This window comes from Lysinibacillus halotolerans (assembly GCF_003711845.1).
Classification (GTDB): domain Bacteria; phylum Bacillota; class Bacilli; order Bacillales_A; family Planococcaceae; genus Ureibacillus; species Ureibacillus halotolerans.
In genome coordinates this window covers 19,281-35,041 of sequence record NZ_RHLQ01000015.1, presented here as the reverse complement: position 1 = coordinate 35,041, position 15,761 = coordinate 19,281, and the positions used below count along the sequence as shown (strand labels likewise).

Below are 15,761 nucleotides of genomic sequence, written 5' to 3'. Positions count from 1 at the left end.
TATATTACAACAATATTACACTATTTCTCATTTAAAACTTCTATTTCTTGAATATTTTCTCCAATCATAACGATTTTAGAAGGCATATGAATATATTCTGGCAACCATTGAACTAAACCATATGCATATTGGAATAACATCGGATTTTTAATTCCTTCTATCGGAACATATCCTTTTATTCTATATACAGTTGAAGGCAATGAGCGTACCCATTCTTCAAATTGTTCCTGCGTATAACTTGTCTTTAACTCTACTAATCGTGAACTTAAATATAATTGAGTGCCGATTCTAGCGATTTCAATGTCCTCTTTCGACTTGTGTGCTGTTGCCTTTAATTTCTCTAATAGTGAAAGCGGCACTTTACCGTTTGTCGTCTGTAAAATAAAAGCGTTTGGATTCACATTTTGCATTTCAAAAACAACTTTTGCTTGTTCTACTTCCGTTAATAAATCCATCTTGTTTGCTAATAAAAGATGGGCATGACGAATTTGTTCTAAATAGAGACTTCGAACTTGAGGTGTTAACGTTTCCCGTTCTAACCATAGCTTACTATCTGCTACCGTTACGATTCCCTTAATATTCAACTGCTCTGCAAAAAGAGGTGAATATACCGCATCCAACGCTTCCACGGGATGGGCAGCCCCCGTTGTTTCAATAATAAGGACATCGAATTCGGAATCCATAAGCAAAGATTGAATTTGAGCTTCCGTTTTTTCAGCACCTGAACAACAAATACACCCCTCTAACATTTCCTTTAGAGGGACATCTTCATCAACTGCTCGGGAGTCAAAGGGCAACTTCCCTAATTCATTCATTATAACAGCAGGCTTTAACCCCTTTTCCTTCAATTGTCGTAATACATCCGTTAACATGGACGTTTTTCCACTACCTAAAAATCCACTAAATAAATAGACATCTTTCATTTTGACACATCCTTCTATTATGGAAGAAAGAGCTGTTCATTGCTCGATACTCGAACAAAAACAGCCCTTTCTACATCATTTTATAATTGTTCTACATCATTGAATTGATCCGAAATTTTTAATTTCCTGCTAAAATTTCTTTTCCTTTCAATACATGTGGATCTTCTTTCTCTATTTTTTCTCGAATAGTATCCATCAAAGCATAAGTCGTTTCTCCAACAATAACTCCAGTTGGATCTAATTTTTGATCTTCTTGGAATTGCTCAACAGCTTCTTTCGTTGCTTCGTCAAACTGATCGTCAACTGTTCCAACATCATAACCTAACGCATTTAAAATTTGCTCTGCAGAGTTAACAGATTCGGATACATTGCCAACAGTAAATTCTGTTTCTGGATTAATATAAGTAACTGTCGCATAAGCAGGGTATTCTACAACTTCGTCTGGTTCAATCCCTTTTTCATTAATCCAGTTACCATTAGGTGTTAACCATTTACCAGTTGTGTATTTTAAATTAGAGCCGTCCGGCAATGTACTTACTGTTTGGACTGTTCCTTTACCGAAGCTTGTAAGACCAACAATTTTCGCTCCTGCTGATTCCCTTAAAGCACCAGCTAAAATTTCAGAAGCAGATGCACTACCGTTATCAATTAAAACGACAACAGGAAGATTATATTTCTTACCGCCTTCTGCTAGTATCACTTCTGGATCTGCTTCCCCTTCACGACCTTCTAGTTGTACAATCGGTTTTCCTTCGTCAATAAATAAATTGGCAATTTCAATCGCTGAATTTAAATAACCACCTGGATTTTGTCGAACATCTAATAAAACGCTCTTCATTCCATTCTTTTCATACTCTTCTAAAATGGCCGTTAATTCATCATAAGTTTGTTCACTGAAAGATGTAATTTGGATATGGGCAATTTTATCGTCTCCCATTTCTCCGTAAACTGTTTCAATTGGAATCTCATCTCGAACAATCGTTACTTCCATTAATTCGTCCGAGTCACCCCGTTGGATTGTAAGCTTAACAGGTGTACCTTTTTCACCACGAATTAATAAAACCGCTTCTGAAGCACTCATGCCTTGAATACTTTCCCCGTCTACCGTCAAAATAATATCTTCAGGTAATAGCCCAGCTTTTTCAGCAGGTGAGTTTTTAATTGGTGATACGATGACAATATTGCCGTTCCGTTCTTGAATCTCCGCTCCAATTCCTTGGAAACTTGATGAAAGATCACTATTGAACTGTTCTGCTTCTGTCTCATCCATAAAATCAGAATATGGATCATCTAAAGCATCAAACATACCGTTAATAGCACCAGTAATGACAGCTTTCTCATCTATATCGACATAATAATTTTGCTTTAACTCATCATAAGCTTCATATAATTTTGAAAACTCTTTTCTTTCTTCTGGTACTGTCACTTCTACTACTTTCTTATCTCCGAAAGTTAAAGTAAAGATTGTTATACCCGCTGTAACTATTATGGTGAAGAACATCAGCATAATAAAAGTAAACGGTTTAATGCGAATAAATTTTTTTGCAGGCTTTAATTGTTCCTCTTGTTCAATATTGTCCGTTTGTTCTTTTTGTTCCATTTCTTGTTGATTTTGATCATCCATCTAGTTCACCACTCTCATTTTACACTTAAAAGTCGTTACTACCATCATAACAGTTTCACATCTTTACGAAAAGAAAGACTGTCAAAAGACAGCCTTACGAAATGAAATATGCAAAGCATCAGATGATTATTACTCTTGAATTGCAGCTTCAAGGGCAACGACAATCATATCGTTAAATGTTGTTTGACGTTCTTCAGATGTTGTTACTTCACCTGTTAGAATATGATCAGAAACCGTCAATACAGATAGCGCTTTACGTCCAAATTTAGCAGCTAGTGTATAAAGGGCAGCTGATTCCATTTCTACCGCTAGTACACCATATTGAGCTAATTTTTCGTTTTGATTTTCATCTGAATAAAACATATCAGCAGTAAAGATATTACCTACTTTTAAATTTAATCCAGCAGCTACACCAGCATTGTAAGCTTTTAATAATAGATCAAAATCTGCAGTAGGAGCAAAATCAATGCCGTTGAAAATAATTTCATTCATTTTTGAATCTGTTGAGGCAGATTGAGCGATAATCACGTCGCGTACTTTAACATCCTTTTGAATTGCTCCACAAGTACCAACACGGATTAATTTTTGCACACCGTATTCTTGCATTAACTCTGTTGTATAAATAGAAATTGACGGCACACCCATTCCTGTACCTTGTACAGAAATACGTTTTCCTTTGTATGTACCTGTATAGCCAAACATATTTCGAACTTCATTATAACAAGTTACATCTTCTAAAAATGTTTCAGCAATATATTTCGCACGTAATGGATCTCCTGGTAATAATATCGTATCTGCGATTTCACCTTGTTTTGCATTAATATGGACACTCATGAATAATCCCTCTTTCCAATATTCTCAAATTAAAATATACTTGCTTTTCTAACATTGTGCAATGATTTACCTTCTTATACAAATTTTTCACGATAAAATTGACGAAAAATTGTCGATTATCCGAACTTCGTTTCGTATAAGTCCCATAGTTCATCAAAGGCTTGGGTCGTTAAATGTTCATCCGCCATTGTTTCGATATAGCTGGATAGTTCTTCAAAGGAAGAGCTAGCAATTGGAAAACTATGATCTAAAAAAGCCCTTTCCGCAAATCGAGTTTTCGGATCATTCCAATCTCCCCCTCTAAAAGAAAGAACATATAAGTAAAAACTAGTTTTCACATGGACACTCCTTACTTAAAAGCGAATAAAAAGTAGAGATTTTATTTTCCATTATATAACGAAAGAATAGTAAAACAAATCGTTTGAATAGATAAAAATCGCGGGGAAGAAATCATTCCCCACGATTCATTAAGAAGTTTTAATATATAAGGAAATCCGTCTATAAGTTATACGTTATTTTTCAAAAAGCTTTAAGTATTCCCCGTATCCTTCTTCTTCTAATTTCTCTTTCGGTACAAACCGTAGAGCTGCGGAGTTAATACAATACCGTAAACCGCCCAACTCCTGTGGACCATCAGGAAATACATGTCCTAAATGGGAATCTGCTGTTTTACTTCTAACTTCCACACGTCTCATCCCATGGGAAGTATCAAAATGCTCCGTTATTTCTTGCTCTTCAATCGGTTTCGAAAAACTTGGCCAGCCACAACCCGCATCATATTTATCTTTCGAACTAAATAATGGTTTACCAGATACAATATCGACGTAAATTCCTTCTTCAAAATGTTGATCATACTCATTTTGATATGGTGGCTCTGTACCTTGTTGTTGTGTTACATAATATTGCATTTCAGTTAATTGTTTAAGTCTCTCTTCTTTATTCATGTTTATTCCCCCAATTTTGTTGAATAAATGCTGCTCTTCCTGAACCGATATGGTATCGTTCATAATGCATTGGATTTTTTTTATAGTAATATTGATGATAATCTTCTGCATGGTAGAAAGTTTTTGCAGGTAAAATTTTCACTGCAATTGGCTTATTAAATTTTCCCGACTTCTCCAGTTGTTCCTTTGACTCTTCTGCAATTCTTTTTTGCTCTTCATTATGATAAAAAATTGCCGTTGTATAGGATTCTCCCCGATCGTAAAATTGACCTCCTGGGTCAGTCGGATCGATTAATGTCCAGTAAGTCTCCACTAATTTTTTATATGGATATACTTCCGGGTCAAAGGTGATTTGGACAGCTTCCAAATGACCGGTTGTTTCCGAACACACCTGTTCATAAGTAGGATTTTCAACATGTCCACCTGTATAACCTGATACTACTTCCTCAATTCCCGGTTGTTGATCAAAGGGTTTCACCATACACCAAAAGCAACCACCTGCAAACGTAGCAATTTCTTTTTTCAAAAGACAACCCTCCTTATTTATTTGGTACGATCACTTCTAACAAAATATAGTTATTTTCTAAATCGATTTCTTTCGCTTTTATATGGGCTCCAGAAGGTAAAGATAAATTCGACAAATCAACAAAAATTTCTTCTTCATTTGGTCGTACGACAATCCATTGAGGAAATTCGACTGCATCATTCATTAATTTTAAAACAGTAACAGGTGGTATATTTAGTTTACCAACATTTACAGAAGTTTGCTTTAATTGAACATTGCCATCTTCATTTACAATAGGGTCAAATTCCATTGAAAAGGGTACCGTAACGCCAAATACGGTCAATTCACTTTTTAAAATGATTGCATCACCTACAACAATATCGACTGGAAGAGACGTACTTTTCAACTCATTTTCCAAAAATTTTAATACAATTTTTTCAAAATCTTCAGCTGTTGTTTCAACTAACAATACACTATCAGTCGGTTGAGCCGTTATACTTTCCCTTCCAATTTGAACATCTTCCCCTGGAGAAGCCGCCCAAAATATGAAAATTGCAACTAATATAATGATTGTCCCTATTAAAAGAAAAAAGGCGACTTTCCATTTATTCACCATCGTCCACTCCTTAACATCAAGATCTGTTTCCATTTTAACTATGTATGCTACTATTTTTTCTAAAGTGACGTCAAAACAGAAGTAGAGGTAATCTATAGAGTATTTTTAATCAAATAAAAACAAGCCATTTGATTGCTCTTCTACTTGACAAGATTTCATCATTGATACAATTCGCTCTGTCATAATTGTATATCCGTAGCCATTCGGATGAAAGAAATCTGTATGATAAACTAAATTTGCATTGGAATCAAATAAATCTTCCACATCCACAAAACAAGCATTATCATATTTTTTTGAAATATCCTCAATCGTTTGGTTCCATTCAGAAATGATTGACTCCAGATCTGTTATTTCATCGGTAATCAGTGAAAAGGGATTGTATAAACCAATTAAAATAATTGGTACATCGGGATTTCTCATTCGAATTTCTTCCATAATTTGATCGTACCGCTCACGAAATTTTACCAATTCTTTATCAAATGCTTCTTTTTTTAGTTCAAATAAATCTTGTTTGACGACTTTCATAATATCGTTACCGCCAATGGTCATTGTAATTAATTCAGAGTTTCTAATTTCCGAATCGTAATGCCCTTTTTCAAGTAACGAAAGTAACTGGTCACTTCTGCGCCCTCGTTTGCCTCTATTGTCCAGTACGACTTCAGAGATTTCTGTCCATTGTTCAAGCTTCTCCGCTAATCTTTTAGTATACCCATTTTTGTGTTCTTCATCCCCAACTCCACGGGTTAATGAATCCCCTAATGCTAAATAATATATTTTTTTATCTTCTACTTGAACCGCCTCAGGCTTTGAGAAATCATCAAAAATATAATCTTCTATTGTAAATGGCAATGTATTTTTTGAAGTATCCTTTGTTTCCTCTGTTGAATCCATAGTTTCGGTAAGGGACTTTAAATCATTTATTTCATTTGTTGTGACATTTGCTGCACAACCAAAAAGAAAAAAACATATGACCAATAGAATGGTTATAATTTTCAGTATGATGACTCCTTTCACAAAATTTTCATGTTTCCTAATTAAAATGTGGGCATTTTTTCAATAAAAAAAGCTATCAATCACCTCATGAATAGTATATGAGCGAATGATAGCGAGTTTTCTTGTTATTCTGCAAAATAAATAAATCCGATAGCTCCAGGTCCTGTATGGGTACTTATAATCGGAGAAGTAAATTTTGTCTCTATATGATGGAATCCTGTTGATTCAATTAATTGTTTTAACGGATTGCCTAAAGTCATTAAACCATCCGCATGGGATATCCCCACTGCTTTTACCGTCTTCCCTTTTGTATCTTCTTCATATTGTTTAAACAAGAAGTTGACAACTTGTTTATGACTTCTTACTTTCGCAACTGGCGTATATGAACCATCATCCAAAGTGGCAATCGGTTTAATATTTAATAAAGAGCCAATCATACCTGTCCCTTTCCCAATTCGACCACCTTTAATTAAGTTTTCTAACGTATCAACGACAACAAATAATCTTGTATTTTTTCTAACTTCATCAAGTCTAGATAATATTTCTTCAACGGTTGCCCCAGCATCCCGTAATCGAATCGCTTCTCGAATTTGAATAGCTAGTCCAATGGCAATATATCTAGAGTCAACAACTGTTACATCGGATTTTGACAATTCAGCCGCTTGTCTAGCAGAATCAACGGTACCACTCATAGAACCTGTCATATGAATGGAAATAATTTGATCTCCATCTTTTCCAAGTTCATCATAAAGTTCTTTAAACTTGCCTGGAGCGGGCTGAGAGCTTTTTGGTAATTCCTTTGCATTTTTCATTAACTCTAAAAATGATTCAGGCTCGATGTCTTCTCCATCAACATATGTTTTCCCTTCGATTTGAATCGATAAAGGTACCACTTTTACGTCATGTTCTAATAATTCTTGTTTTGTTAAATCACAAGTTGAATCAGTTACAATATGAATTCGTCCCAAAATGACACATCCTTTTATAGCATAACTTCATTATAATGAGAATGTTTTATGACTGTAAACATGACAAATGTAATTACATTAAGGATAAACTTCGTACTCTGTTATAGTTATATCCATCCCACGATAGTGAAACAATATGACAAATGATAGTGTTAGAACAATCCGATTCGCAGTATAGTGAACAGGATAGGAGTGAGTTCAATGAATCATGAAGAAGCATTTGATTATAAAAATTGGAAAGAAGAATTATGGAATGCCATTACCCATGGCATTGGATTGCTAATCAGCATTCCAGCATGTGTCATCTTAATCCTAATAGGTGTACAATCGGGACATGCAATCGAGATTACTGCCTATTCCATTTTTGGAGCATCACTCGTTCTGCTGTTTTTAATGTCCACTTTATTGCATAGTATGCCCGAAAAATATAAAAGATTTTTCTCTATTTTAGATCATTCATCCATTTATGTTTTAATTGCAGGGACGTATACCCCCTTTTTATTAATTGCAATCGGTGGTGTGCTCGGAATCGTCCTTTTAAGTATCGTTTGGTCCATTGCACTATTTGGCATCGTCTTTAAATGTTTGTTTATTCATAAGTTTGAGACCTTTTCTTTATTGCTTTACATTGCAATGGGCTGGTTAATCATATTTGCTATTAAGCCTCTATATGAATTTTTACAATTCGATGGCTTTACCTTCTTATTAATAGGTGGGTTATTGTTTACGTTTGGAGCTATATTTTATGCTTGGAGAAAGCTACCTTATAACCATGCGATTTGGCATTTATTTGTCATAGCAGGTTGTGCTTGTATGGTAATTTGTGTTGCCATTTACTTATAAAATTAATACTTATGAATTCAATGTATTTAAAAAAATCTGCCCTTTAAAAGGAGCAGATTTTTCACTTCTTACAAAAAATCTTTTTTATTCCGTTAGTTTATTCACGATATCGTATTCACCCATTTTTTCTGTTAGCCACGTTGCATATTGTTCATTTGCCTTCGATTCTAATAAGTCTTGATAAACAGTATCTTTCACTTCTTCATATACCGCTTCTTTTTCCTCCACTTTATCCGTTACTTTTATAACATGGAACCCATATTCCGTTTCCACTGGTTCACTACTAATGTCACCAACTTCCATTGCAAAAGCTGCCGTTTCAAAAGCTTCTGCCATTTCCCCTGTACCGAAGTATCCAAGGTTTCCACCATCTTCATTCGTTGCCGTATCAGTAGAATATTCTTTCGCTAGCTCAGCAAAATCTTCTCCTGCATTTAATTTTCCGATTACCTCTTGTGCAATTGTTTCATCCTCCACTAAAATATGGCTAGCTTCCACTTCAGCAGCTTGTCCATAGGTTTCTTTATTTTCTTCAAAAAAGGTCTGTATTTCATCATCTGTAATGCCTAAATCATCTTCCATTACTTTAAAAGTTAACAAATACGTTTCCATATCCTTCTTTATATCTTCCACATCCATCCCATAGGAATCGAGCATTTCAAGTAACGTTTCTTCCCCTCCATACTGGGAAGCATACTCTTCATATTCCGCTTGAAGTTCCTCCTCCGAAACTGAAACGCCTAATTCTTTTGCTTCAAGCTCAATGATTTTGTCCGTAATTAATGAATCTAACACTTCTGATCCATATTGGGCTGTTAACGTTTCATTTAATTCCTCTTCCGTAATTTCTTCACCATTTACTGAGGCAATCAAAGTTGATTTACTTGAGCATCCTACTAACCATATACTTGCAACAATTGGAAGGGTCATCACTTTTAACGTTTTTTTCAAATCATTTCGTTTCATCATTTTAATTCCTCCGTTTTTATCTCTTTTAGTACATGTTCAACTTTAATTGGCGAATGTGTCAGCAAGATGTCAAAGATTAAATAAATCGAATATGAAAAAACGTAGCGATCAATCTTCGCTACGTTTCACTTTTTTCAATAGGAGTTCAAAACAAGTACCGCTTTGGTTACTTTCTTTTAACTGAAGGTCCCCTCCGATTGATTGGGCCATCATTTTACTAAGAGGTAACCCTAAACCGAGACCGCGCACAGTATATTTTTTATTTTCCCCTCTAAAAAATCGTTCGAAAATAAAAGGTTGATCTTCCTTATTTATACCGGAACCTGTATCTTTTACAAATACTGTGACATCATGCTCCCTTTCCTCTAATGTAATCGTAATTTTCCCATCATCAATCATCGATTGGCTTGCGTTTGTTAATAGGTTCGTTACAATTTGTTGGATTCGAACTAAATCAGCTAATACAAATACTTCCCTTTCTAAACAATGGTAATCGAAGTCGATTTGCCGATCAGGTAAAGTTGCCTTCCATTGGGAAAAGATATCAGCTATCAATCGATTAATTTCATAATGGTTTATTTTCACTGGTACTGCATCAACCGCAAAGGAATTAAAAGCCAATAAATCTCCAACCATTGTTTTCATTTTTGTTGTTTCCACTAAGGCCATTTTTATAAATTCTTCCGCCTCATCTCCCGTGACAACACCATCTTTAACAGCTTGTAGGAGCCCACTTATGGATGTAACCGGTGTCTTTAATTCATGAGTAACTCCTGCTAATAACTCCGTTCTCGTTTTCTCCAACTGTTGCAGACGACTTGCCATATCCTTAAAGGATGATACAAGCTCATATACTTCATTTTCTTTTATAGAAGAGGATAATTGAATATGATAATTTCCCGATTGCACTTGTTTCGCAGCTTCTGCTACTTTCATAATCGGTCGGGATAGTCTGCGGGATAAAAAATAAATGGCAACCCAACCTAATATTCCAAGGGCAATAATAAATATCGCCAATTGACCATACTGTTGCTTTACTTCAGTTAAATGTTGTTTCGTTTCCAGTACAAAAACCCAGCCGACGACTTCGTTTTCCATTTCAATTTCTTTCTTTACTACATAATATGTTTCATTCGTAGAAGGACTTTTTATTTTACTTAACTCTTTATTTTGTAACAATTCATTAAAATCAATATCAACGAGTGGGTTAAAAGGTCTATTGACAGAAACCAACTCTCCCGTTTGATCAACGATGTAAACAATTGGATCGATGTCTCGAAAGTTAAACCAATCTCTTTCTTCAATCGATTTAGGCAACTCTTTTGGTGTATCCGTAATTCTTTTCACTGTATCTTCTGCCATAAACGTCATCATTTCAAGACGATATTCTAATGTTGTATGACGTATCCACATCGCGAAAATAAGCGATATAATGAGCAAGCCAATACATAATGTTAATACATATCTACTCGTCCAATAAGTTAATAAGGAAACTCGTTTATTTTTTATAGACATGGAATTGATAACCTAACCCTCTTAAAGTTTTAATTTCCCCTTGCTCTGGTGGCCAATGGGCAAGGGCTTTTCTAAGCCGCTTAATGGCTAAGTCTACCGCCCGATCACTGCCATCATATTCCCACCCCCACACTTGTTCAATAAGCTGGTCCCGTGTAAATGTTTGATTTGGGTGTTCTGCTAGAAACAATAGTACTGATAAATCTCGTGGCGTTAACACGACCTCTTCTCCGTTTAAATAAACCGAATGCCCTTTAAAATCTATTTCTAATTGGCCAAATTTCACTGTATCCATTTGGATGAAGGAGGATCTTTTTAATACTGCCTTTACACGGGCTACCACTTCATCTGCATTAAACGGTTTTGCGATATAATCATCTGCTCCTTCATGGAATCCTTCTAATTTATAATGGACATCACCTAAAGCCGTTAACATAATGACTGGACAGTTGCCGTTTTGACGAATTTCTTTTAATATCGTCCAACCATCTTTTCCAGGCAACATCACATCTAATAATACTAAATCAGGATTTTCATTTATAAAATTAGTCATAGCATCTAGCCCTGTAAACACTTGTATAACGTCATATCCTTCCTTTACTAAGTAGGCTTTTAACACTTTATTGATGGCCAGTTCATCTTCAACAATCATTACTTTGCTCACTAGAGAATCACCCTTTTCGATACGCATCTCTTTTTTTCAACATATTATAACATCCTTATATGTCAACAAGATGTCAAAAAAAGAAGTCCTAGTTCTCTCCAACTTAGGACTTCTTTTATCATTTTTTGTTTGGTAATGTTTTTGTTTTCAACTGAGTCGGCACTTCAGTCTCATCAATGTGTATATTTTTATTTAAGCGGTATTTTCTTTTTGGAGACTCTTTAATCATCGAACGACCTAATGTCAAAAGTAACGCAAACATTAAACCGGTACCTATAATTAAATACAAAATCGTAAACAGTTTTGTTCCACTTGTCGAAGGGGTAAGGTTCGTATTCACTCCTGTAGGAATTAAACTGACGACTGCAAAATAGGCAGCATCAAGATAAGACCAACCTTCAAATTTAGAATAAAACAAAGTACCAGATAAAACGATGAAAGCAACTGTTGTTAAAATGCTAACAAATTTAGGCTCTTTCACTGCATGAAACAACGCTTTCATCAATCTTCCAAAACTTATAATGACAGAAACCATATGATAACTCCTTTTTTATACAACTACTAAAGTATTTTTGCATTATACTATAAATTTTAGTCGTTATCATATGATTAATCGCTTTGTTCATTACGATAACATATTTATACTAAATGTTTCTCTTCTTCCTTTTCATCTAGTTGTTGAATCGGTTGATCGAATGTTCTTTTACCTGAAAAATTTTCGATGAGTTCTTTTACATCAATCCCGGAAGAAGCTTTTAACGTTTCTTGGAGTGAGGACATTAAGTTCGTTGCATAAGATGTAATGCGGTTTGCACCGCCACCTTCCCCATTTCCTGTGTCAACCACTGTAATTTTATCGATGTTAGATAACGGACTTGCTACTTCTTTTGCATACTCTGGCATCATACGAATAATCATATCAAGTACTGCCGCTTGACCGAATTGTTCGAAGGCTTCAGCAATTTTTCGTTTCGCTTCAGCTTCAGCTAAACCTTTTAATCGAATAATTTCTGCTTCCGTTTCACCTTGTGCACGTTCCGAATCAGCTTTTGCTAACCCGTCCAAACGAATTTTTTCCGCCTCAGCTTTAGCTAGCGATTCAATACGATATTTTTCAGCATCTGCTTGTGCCAATTCTCTCATTTTTTGAGCGGCAGCATTTTGTTCAATCGCATAACGATCCGCATCCGCTTTTTTCTTCACTTCGGAATCGTATTGTTTCTCTCGACGTAGTATTTCTTTTTCTTCCAACTCAATTTGCTTTTGACGTTCAATAATTTTAATTTGCATTTCTTGTTCTGTTACTTGTTGTTTTGCCTTGGCTGATTCCAACTCATAAGCTTGGTCCGCATGGGCTTTCGCCACATCTTGTTCACGTCGGAATTCTGCAACTTTTAATTGATTTTCCTTTTCTGCCTCTGCAATTTCTGTCGCCCGTAACAATTCAGCTTTTTGGGCTTCTTTTTCTGCTTCCGCTTTCTTAATACGTGTCTCTTTTTCAGCCTCGGCTGTTGCTATATCGGCATCCCGTTTTACTTGGGCAATTCTCGGCTTCCCTAAAGAATCTAAATAACCATTTTTATCGCGAACATCCTTAATTGTAAAGGATACGATGACTAACCCCATTTTCGCTAAATCTTGCGTTGCAACTCGTTGCACTTCTTGGGAGAATTTATCTCGATTTTTATAAATTTCTTCCACTGTCATTGACCCTAAAATGGAGCGGAGATGACCTTCTAAAACTTCTTTCGCCTCATTTTCTCGATCTTGTTTACTTTTCCCTAAAAATTGTTCTGCTGCTGTGGCGATTTCTGAAATAGATCCTCCAATTTTTATAATAGCCGTACCGTCGGCCATTACAGGAACTCCTTGTTCTGTATAAACTTCGGGAGTTGTTACTTCTAGTTTACTAGATAATAAACTAAGTGGTTCAGATTGTTGGAATACCGGGAAAACGAATGTTCCTCCACCACGAATAATTTTAATGCGGTTACCCGAGTCATCTGTGTGGACATTTTTTGATCCTAAAAAACTACCTGTTACAATCAATGCTTCATCTGGTCCCACTGTTTTGTATTTTGTAATATAAACCGCAACGATGGCCACAATGATAAACAATGCGACCCCAATAATAATCATTGTACTTAGCATCATAATAATTCCCCCTTAATTATTTAAATTGAAAAGTTGATTCGTATTTCTTTACATAAACGGTGCCCTCCTTTGCTTCGATGACGAGAACTTCCTCATCATAATCAATCGCTTCGTTATCAAATCCTGTCGCCCGTTTCGATATGACTCCATTGACCGTTTCGATTACGATTTCACCAAATCCATCTACTGGAATTGGAACAATCACTTTTCCCACTTGACCACCAAGGGATTCTTCCGTGTAAGCTAAAGAAACTTCTGCACTTTTTAATGGGACAAGTATGAAATAATAAATAATGGCACTAACAATAGCAGAAAGAATACAAGATATTATAAGGATTATTAAACTTGTCATAGAACTATATTTTTCTAATAAAAAACCTGCTGCAGATGTAATGGTAATGAAGGATAAAATGACAGCTGGATCAATAAACGGAATGCCTTCAAACACACCATCAAAAACTTCGGAGAACAATAGGTAAACAATCGTGATGCAACCTACAATAATTAAAGTAAATAGGTAAATCGTATGGAGTTCTAAACCGCCCAATCAATATCACCTCATCTTCCAAAATAATCCTATAACTTATGTACGTTTAATTCGTCATTAAGTTTCAAATTATTTAGAAAAATTTAAATAAAATAAAAAAGTTTTCACCCTTTTTACAGTTGGCGAAAACTTTTGTAAGATGGTTATTTTTTTCTATCATAAATATAGTAAGTATATGCATACCCATCCGGCACTTCGATCGGTTCACTTTTGGAAACTATCGTCCATTCCTCCCCATCATACTCTGGGAAAAACGTATCTCCTTGAAATTCATAGTCGATTTTCGTTATATAAAGACGGTCTGCTATCGGAAGGGCCAATTTAAAAATTTGTTCACCACCGATAATCATTATTTCGTCTTCGTTCGAAACAAGCTTTAATGCTTCCTCCAGGCTTGAAACGACCTCGATCCCTTCTGCCGTATAGTTTTCATTTCTTGTAATGACAATATTTCTTCTGCCAGGTAATGGTCTACCGATCGATTCAAAAGTTTTTCTTCCCATTATCATCGGTTTACCCATCGTTTGTTCTTTGAAATATTTTAACTCTCCAGGTAAATGCCAAGGCATTTTCTTTTCGTATCCAATAACTCGATTTTTGTCATGGGCGACAATTAATGAAATCATATTTTCTCTCCTACTTTTTTAGACATTTTCCTATTCTATTTTATACGTTTTTATTCATATTTTTACAAAAATTTTAATATAAATAAATGATAGACATTTTTCATTGCTAATAGTTTTCATAATAAAAAGATAAAGGAAGTGATTTTTTGATTACGTTAATGAAACAAAAATCATCCATTCAATTAGAAGGATATCCCATTAACACAGAAATTAGCGAGACAGTTTATGACGATTTAGTTAAAAGTAATAGTAAATATTTGAATGTGGATAAAGAGAAACAAGTGATTACCCTTAAACGCTCCTTTTTTAAAAAGAATAAGCAAGTTCAAAATGTTACTCGATTTTTTGTTGAGTTAAACGATGATAAAATACTAATTGAAACACCTCAAATGAAAAATAGTCTTGTTTCCAATTCCAACTTTGAAGATGATTTAATTACTAGTAATTATAAAAACAAAACGATTGCAATTATTTTAGAATCCCCTCATATTGACGAGTATGAACAAAATAAAGAAAAACTAACACCTATTGGAGCTGCTCAAGGACTAACAGGGAAAAAAATAGAAAAGAACATGAATCAATTAATTCGCACTTTAAACGAATATCAGGTTATAGAGGAGCAACATAAATACCGAGTGATTATTATAAATGCGGTTCATTATCAAACTTCTTTACATTTTATCCATGAAAAAGCAATGAATAATAATTATCGTGAGTTACGGGATAAAATTTGGGTTAAAATGTGGACAGAAATGCCCCAAATAAAAAATGACTTTTTAAAACAAATTGAAACATTAAAAAAAGATTCCATTTTAATTAATGCGTGCCCAAAATCATTAAAACCTTTCATTAATCAAGAGTTCATTCCATACGCTTCAAAATTTCATCTATTTGAAAGCAATCATCCTACATCAACAGAAATCTGGACGAAAAGTTTATTTAAGTTAAATTAATTGTTGGTATTTTAACATTTACCGAAAATTATGGTACACTTGTATAAACAATAACGTTACAGAAGACAGCTAAAAGGCTGTCT

The 15,761-nt window shown here is 34.9% G+C and carries 18 protein-coding genes; 2 read left to right on the top strand and 16 right to left on the bottom strand.

Going from position 1 to position 15,761, the window contains the following annotated elements; translation table 11 throughout:
• Window positions 1–20: 20 nt before the first annotated feature.
• The 9 genes from EC501_RS07785 to EC501_RS07745 all read right to left on the bottom strand — a co-directional run bounded on the left by EC501_RS07785 (window position 21) and on the right by EC501_RS07745 (window position 7,407).
• The gene (locus EC501_RS07785; protein ID WP_122971736.1) at window positions 21–923 is read right to left on the bottom strand and encodes a CobW family GTP-binding protein; all 903 of its coding nucleotides are present in this window, start codon (window positions 921–923) and stop codon (window positions 21–23) included.
• Between the two features lie 118 nt (window positions 924–1,041).
• Window positions 1,042–2,547 (bottom strand): lmo1851 family serine protease, encoded by a 1,506-nt coding sequence (locus tag EC501_RS07780; protein WP_122971735.1) that lies wholly within the window; start codon window positions 2,545–2,547, stop codon window positions 1,042–1,044.
• 129 nt (window positions 2,548–2,676) lie between these two features.
• Window positions 2,677–3,381: a purine-nucleoside phosphorylase gene (gene deoD, locus EC501_RS07775; RefSeq protein ID WP_122971734.1), complete on the bottom strand. Its 705-nt coding sequence runs from the start codon at window positions 3,379–3,381 to the stop codon at window positions 2,677–2,679.
• Window positions 3,382–3,497: 116 nt separating this feature from the next.
• Window positions 3,498–3,719, bottom strand: a complete 222-nt coding sequence (locus EC501_RS07770; RefSeq protein ID WP_122971733.1) for a YozE family protein — start codon at window positions 3,717–3,719, stop codon at window positions 3,498–3,500.
• Window positions 3,720–3,893: 174 nt separating this feature from the next.
• Window positions 3,894–4,325: a peptide-methionine (R)-S-oxide reductase MsrB gene (gene msrB / locus EC501_RS07765; protein ID WP_122971732.1), complete on the bottom strand. Its 432-nt coding sequence runs from the start codon at window positions 4,323–4,325 to the stop codon at window positions 3,894–3,896.
• Window positions 4,318–4,851: a peptide-methionine (S)-S-oxide reductase MsrA gene (gene msrA / locus EC501_RS07760; RefSeq protein WP_122971731.1), complete on the bottom strand. Its 534-nt coding sequence runs from the start codon at window positions 4,849–4,851 to the stop codon at window positions 4,318–4,320. Before msrA ends, msrB begins: the two co-directional genes overlap by 8 nt.
• Window positions 4,852–4,864: 13 nt before the next feature.
• On the bottom strand, window positions 4,865–5,443 hold the full coding sequence (locus EC501_RS07755; protein ID WP_158599684.1) for a YpmS family protein: 579 nt from the start codon (window positions 5,441–5,443) through the stop codon (window positions 4,865–4,867).
• A 108-nt stretch (window positions 5,444–5,551) separates the two neighbouring features.
• Window positions 5,552–6,460 (bottom strand): GDSL-type esterase/lipase family protein, encoded by a 909-nt coding sequence (locus EC501_RS07750; protein WP_241559301.1) that lies wholly within the window; start codon window positions 6,458–6,460, stop codon window positions 5,552–5,554.
• 104 nt (window positions 6,461–6,564) lie between these two features.
• Entirely contained in the window at window positions 6,565–7,407 is an 843-nt protein-coding gene (locus tag EC501_RS07745) for a DegV family protein (RefSeq protein ID WP_122971729.1), read from the bottom strand.
• 201 nt (window positions 7,408–7,608) lie between these two features.
• Between EC501_RS07745 and trhA the strand changes: the two genes are divergently transcribed.
• A complete protein-coding gene (trhA, locus tag EC501_RS07740) occupies window positions 7,609–8,250 on the top strand; it encodes a PAQR family membrane homeostasis protein TrhA (protein WP_122971728.1) in 642 nt (213 codons plus the stop codon).
• Window positions 8,251–8,334: 84 nt separating this feature from the next.
• Here the strand turns inward: trhA and EC501_RS07735 are convergent, their stop codons facing one another.
• The 7 genes from EC501_RS07735 to folA all read right to left on the bottom strand — a co-directional run bounded on the left by EC501_RS07735 (window position 8,335) and on the right by folA (window position 14,725).
• Window positions 8,335–9,219, bottom strand: coding sequence for a peptidylprolyl isomerase (locus tag EC501_RS07735; RefSeq protein ID WP_122971727.1), 885 nt, complete (start codon window positions 9,217–9,219; stop codon window positions 8,335–8,337).
• Window positions 9,220–9,327: 108 nt separating this feature from the next.
• On the bottom strand, window positions 9,328–10,734 hold the full coding sequence (locus EC501_RS07730; protein ID WP_122971726.1) for a HAMP domain-containing sensor histidine kinase: 1,407 nt from the start codon (window positions 10,732–10,734) through the stop codon (window positions 9,328–9,330).
• Window positions 10,718–11,398, bottom strand: coding sequence for a response regulator transcription factor (locus EC501_RS07725; protein WP_122971725.1), 681 nt, complete (start codon window positions 11,396–11,398; stop codon window positions 10,718–10,720). Before EC501_RS07725 ends, EC501_RS07730 begins: the two co-directional genes overlap by 17 nt.
• Window positions 11,399–11,516: 118 nt before the next feature.
• A complete protein-coding gene (locus tag EC501_RS07720) occupies window positions 11,517–11,933 on the bottom strand; it encodes a potassium channel family protein (protein ID WP_122971724.1) in 417 nt (138 codons plus the stop codon).
• Between the two features lie 104 nt (window positions 11,934–12,037).
• Window positions 12,038–13,552: a flotillin family protein gene (locus EC501_RS07715; RefSeq protein WP_122971723.1), complete on the bottom strand. Its 1,515-nt coding sequence runs from the start codon at window positions 13,550–13,552 to the stop codon at window positions 12,038–12,040.
• A gap of 16 nt (window positions 13,553–13,568) precedes the next feature.
• Complete coding sequence (locus EC501_RS07710; protein ID WP_122971722.1) at window positions 13,569–14,099, bottom strand: NfeD family membrane protein; 531 nt, start codon at window positions 14,097–14,099, stop codon at window positions 13,569–13,571.
• 143 nt (window positions 14,100–14,242) lie between these two features.
• On the bottom strand, window positions 14,243–14,725 hold the full coding sequence (folA, locus tag EC501_RS07705; protein WP_122971721.1) for a type 3 dihydrofolate reductase: 483 nt from the start codon (window positions 14,723–14,725) through the stop codon (window positions 14,243–14,245).
• 146 nt (window positions 14,726–14,871) lie between these two features.
• Here folA and EC501_RS07700 point away from each other — a divergent pair, with 146 nt between their 5' ends.
• The gene (locus EC501_RS07700) at window positions 14,872–15,678 is read left to right on the top strand and encodes a hypothetical protein (protein WP_122971720.1); all 807 of its coding nucleotides are present in this window, start codon (window positions 14,872–14,874) and stop codon (window positions 15,676–15,678) included.
• Window positions 15,679–15,761 lie beyond the last annotated feature (83 nt).

What these genes read in the sequence shown, in the direction of transcription:
- EC501_RS07780 (WP_122971735.1), bottom strand. Translation starts at nt 2,547, where the DNA reads ATGGATGATCAAAATCAACAAGAAATGGAACAAAAAGAACAAACGGAC.
- deoD (WP_122971734.1), bottom strand. Translation starts at nt 3,381, where the DNA reads ATGAGTGTCCATATTAATGCAAAACAAGGTGAAATCGCAGATACGATA.
- trhA (WP_122971728.1), top strand. Translation starts at nt 7,609, where the DNA reads ATGAATCATGAAGAAGCATTTGATTATAAAAATTGGAAAGAAGAATTA.
- EC501_RS07735 (WP_122971727.1), bottom strand. Translation starts at nt 9,219, where the DNA reads ATGATGAAACGAAATGATTTGAAAAAAACGTTAAAAGTGATGACCCTT.
- EC501_RS07730 (WP_122971726.1), bottom strand. Translation starts at nt 10,734, where the DNA reads ATGTCTATAAAAAATAAACGAGTTTCCTTATTAACTTATTGGACGAGT.
- folA (WP_122971721.1), bottom strand. Translation starts at nt 14,725, where the DNA reads ATGATTTCATTAATTGTCGCCCATGACAAAAATCGAGTTATTGGATAC.
- EC501_RS07720 (WP_122971724.1), bottom strand. Translation starts at nt 11,933, where the DNA reads ATGGTTTCTGTCATTATAAGTTTTGGAAGATTGATGAAAGCGTTGTTT.
- EC501_RS07715 (WP_122971723.1), bottom strand. Translation starts at nt 13,552, where the DNA reads ATGATGCTAAGTACAATGATTATTATTGGGGTCGCATTGTTTATCATT.
- EC501_RS07785 (WP_122971736.1), bottom strand. Translation starts at nt 923, where the DNA reads ATGAAAGATGTCTATTTATTTAGTGGATTTTTAGGTAGTGGAAAAACG.
- msrB (WP_122971732.1), bottom strand. Translation starts at nt 4,325, where the DNA reads ATGAATAAAGAAGAGAGACTTAAACAATTAACTGAAATGCAATATTAT.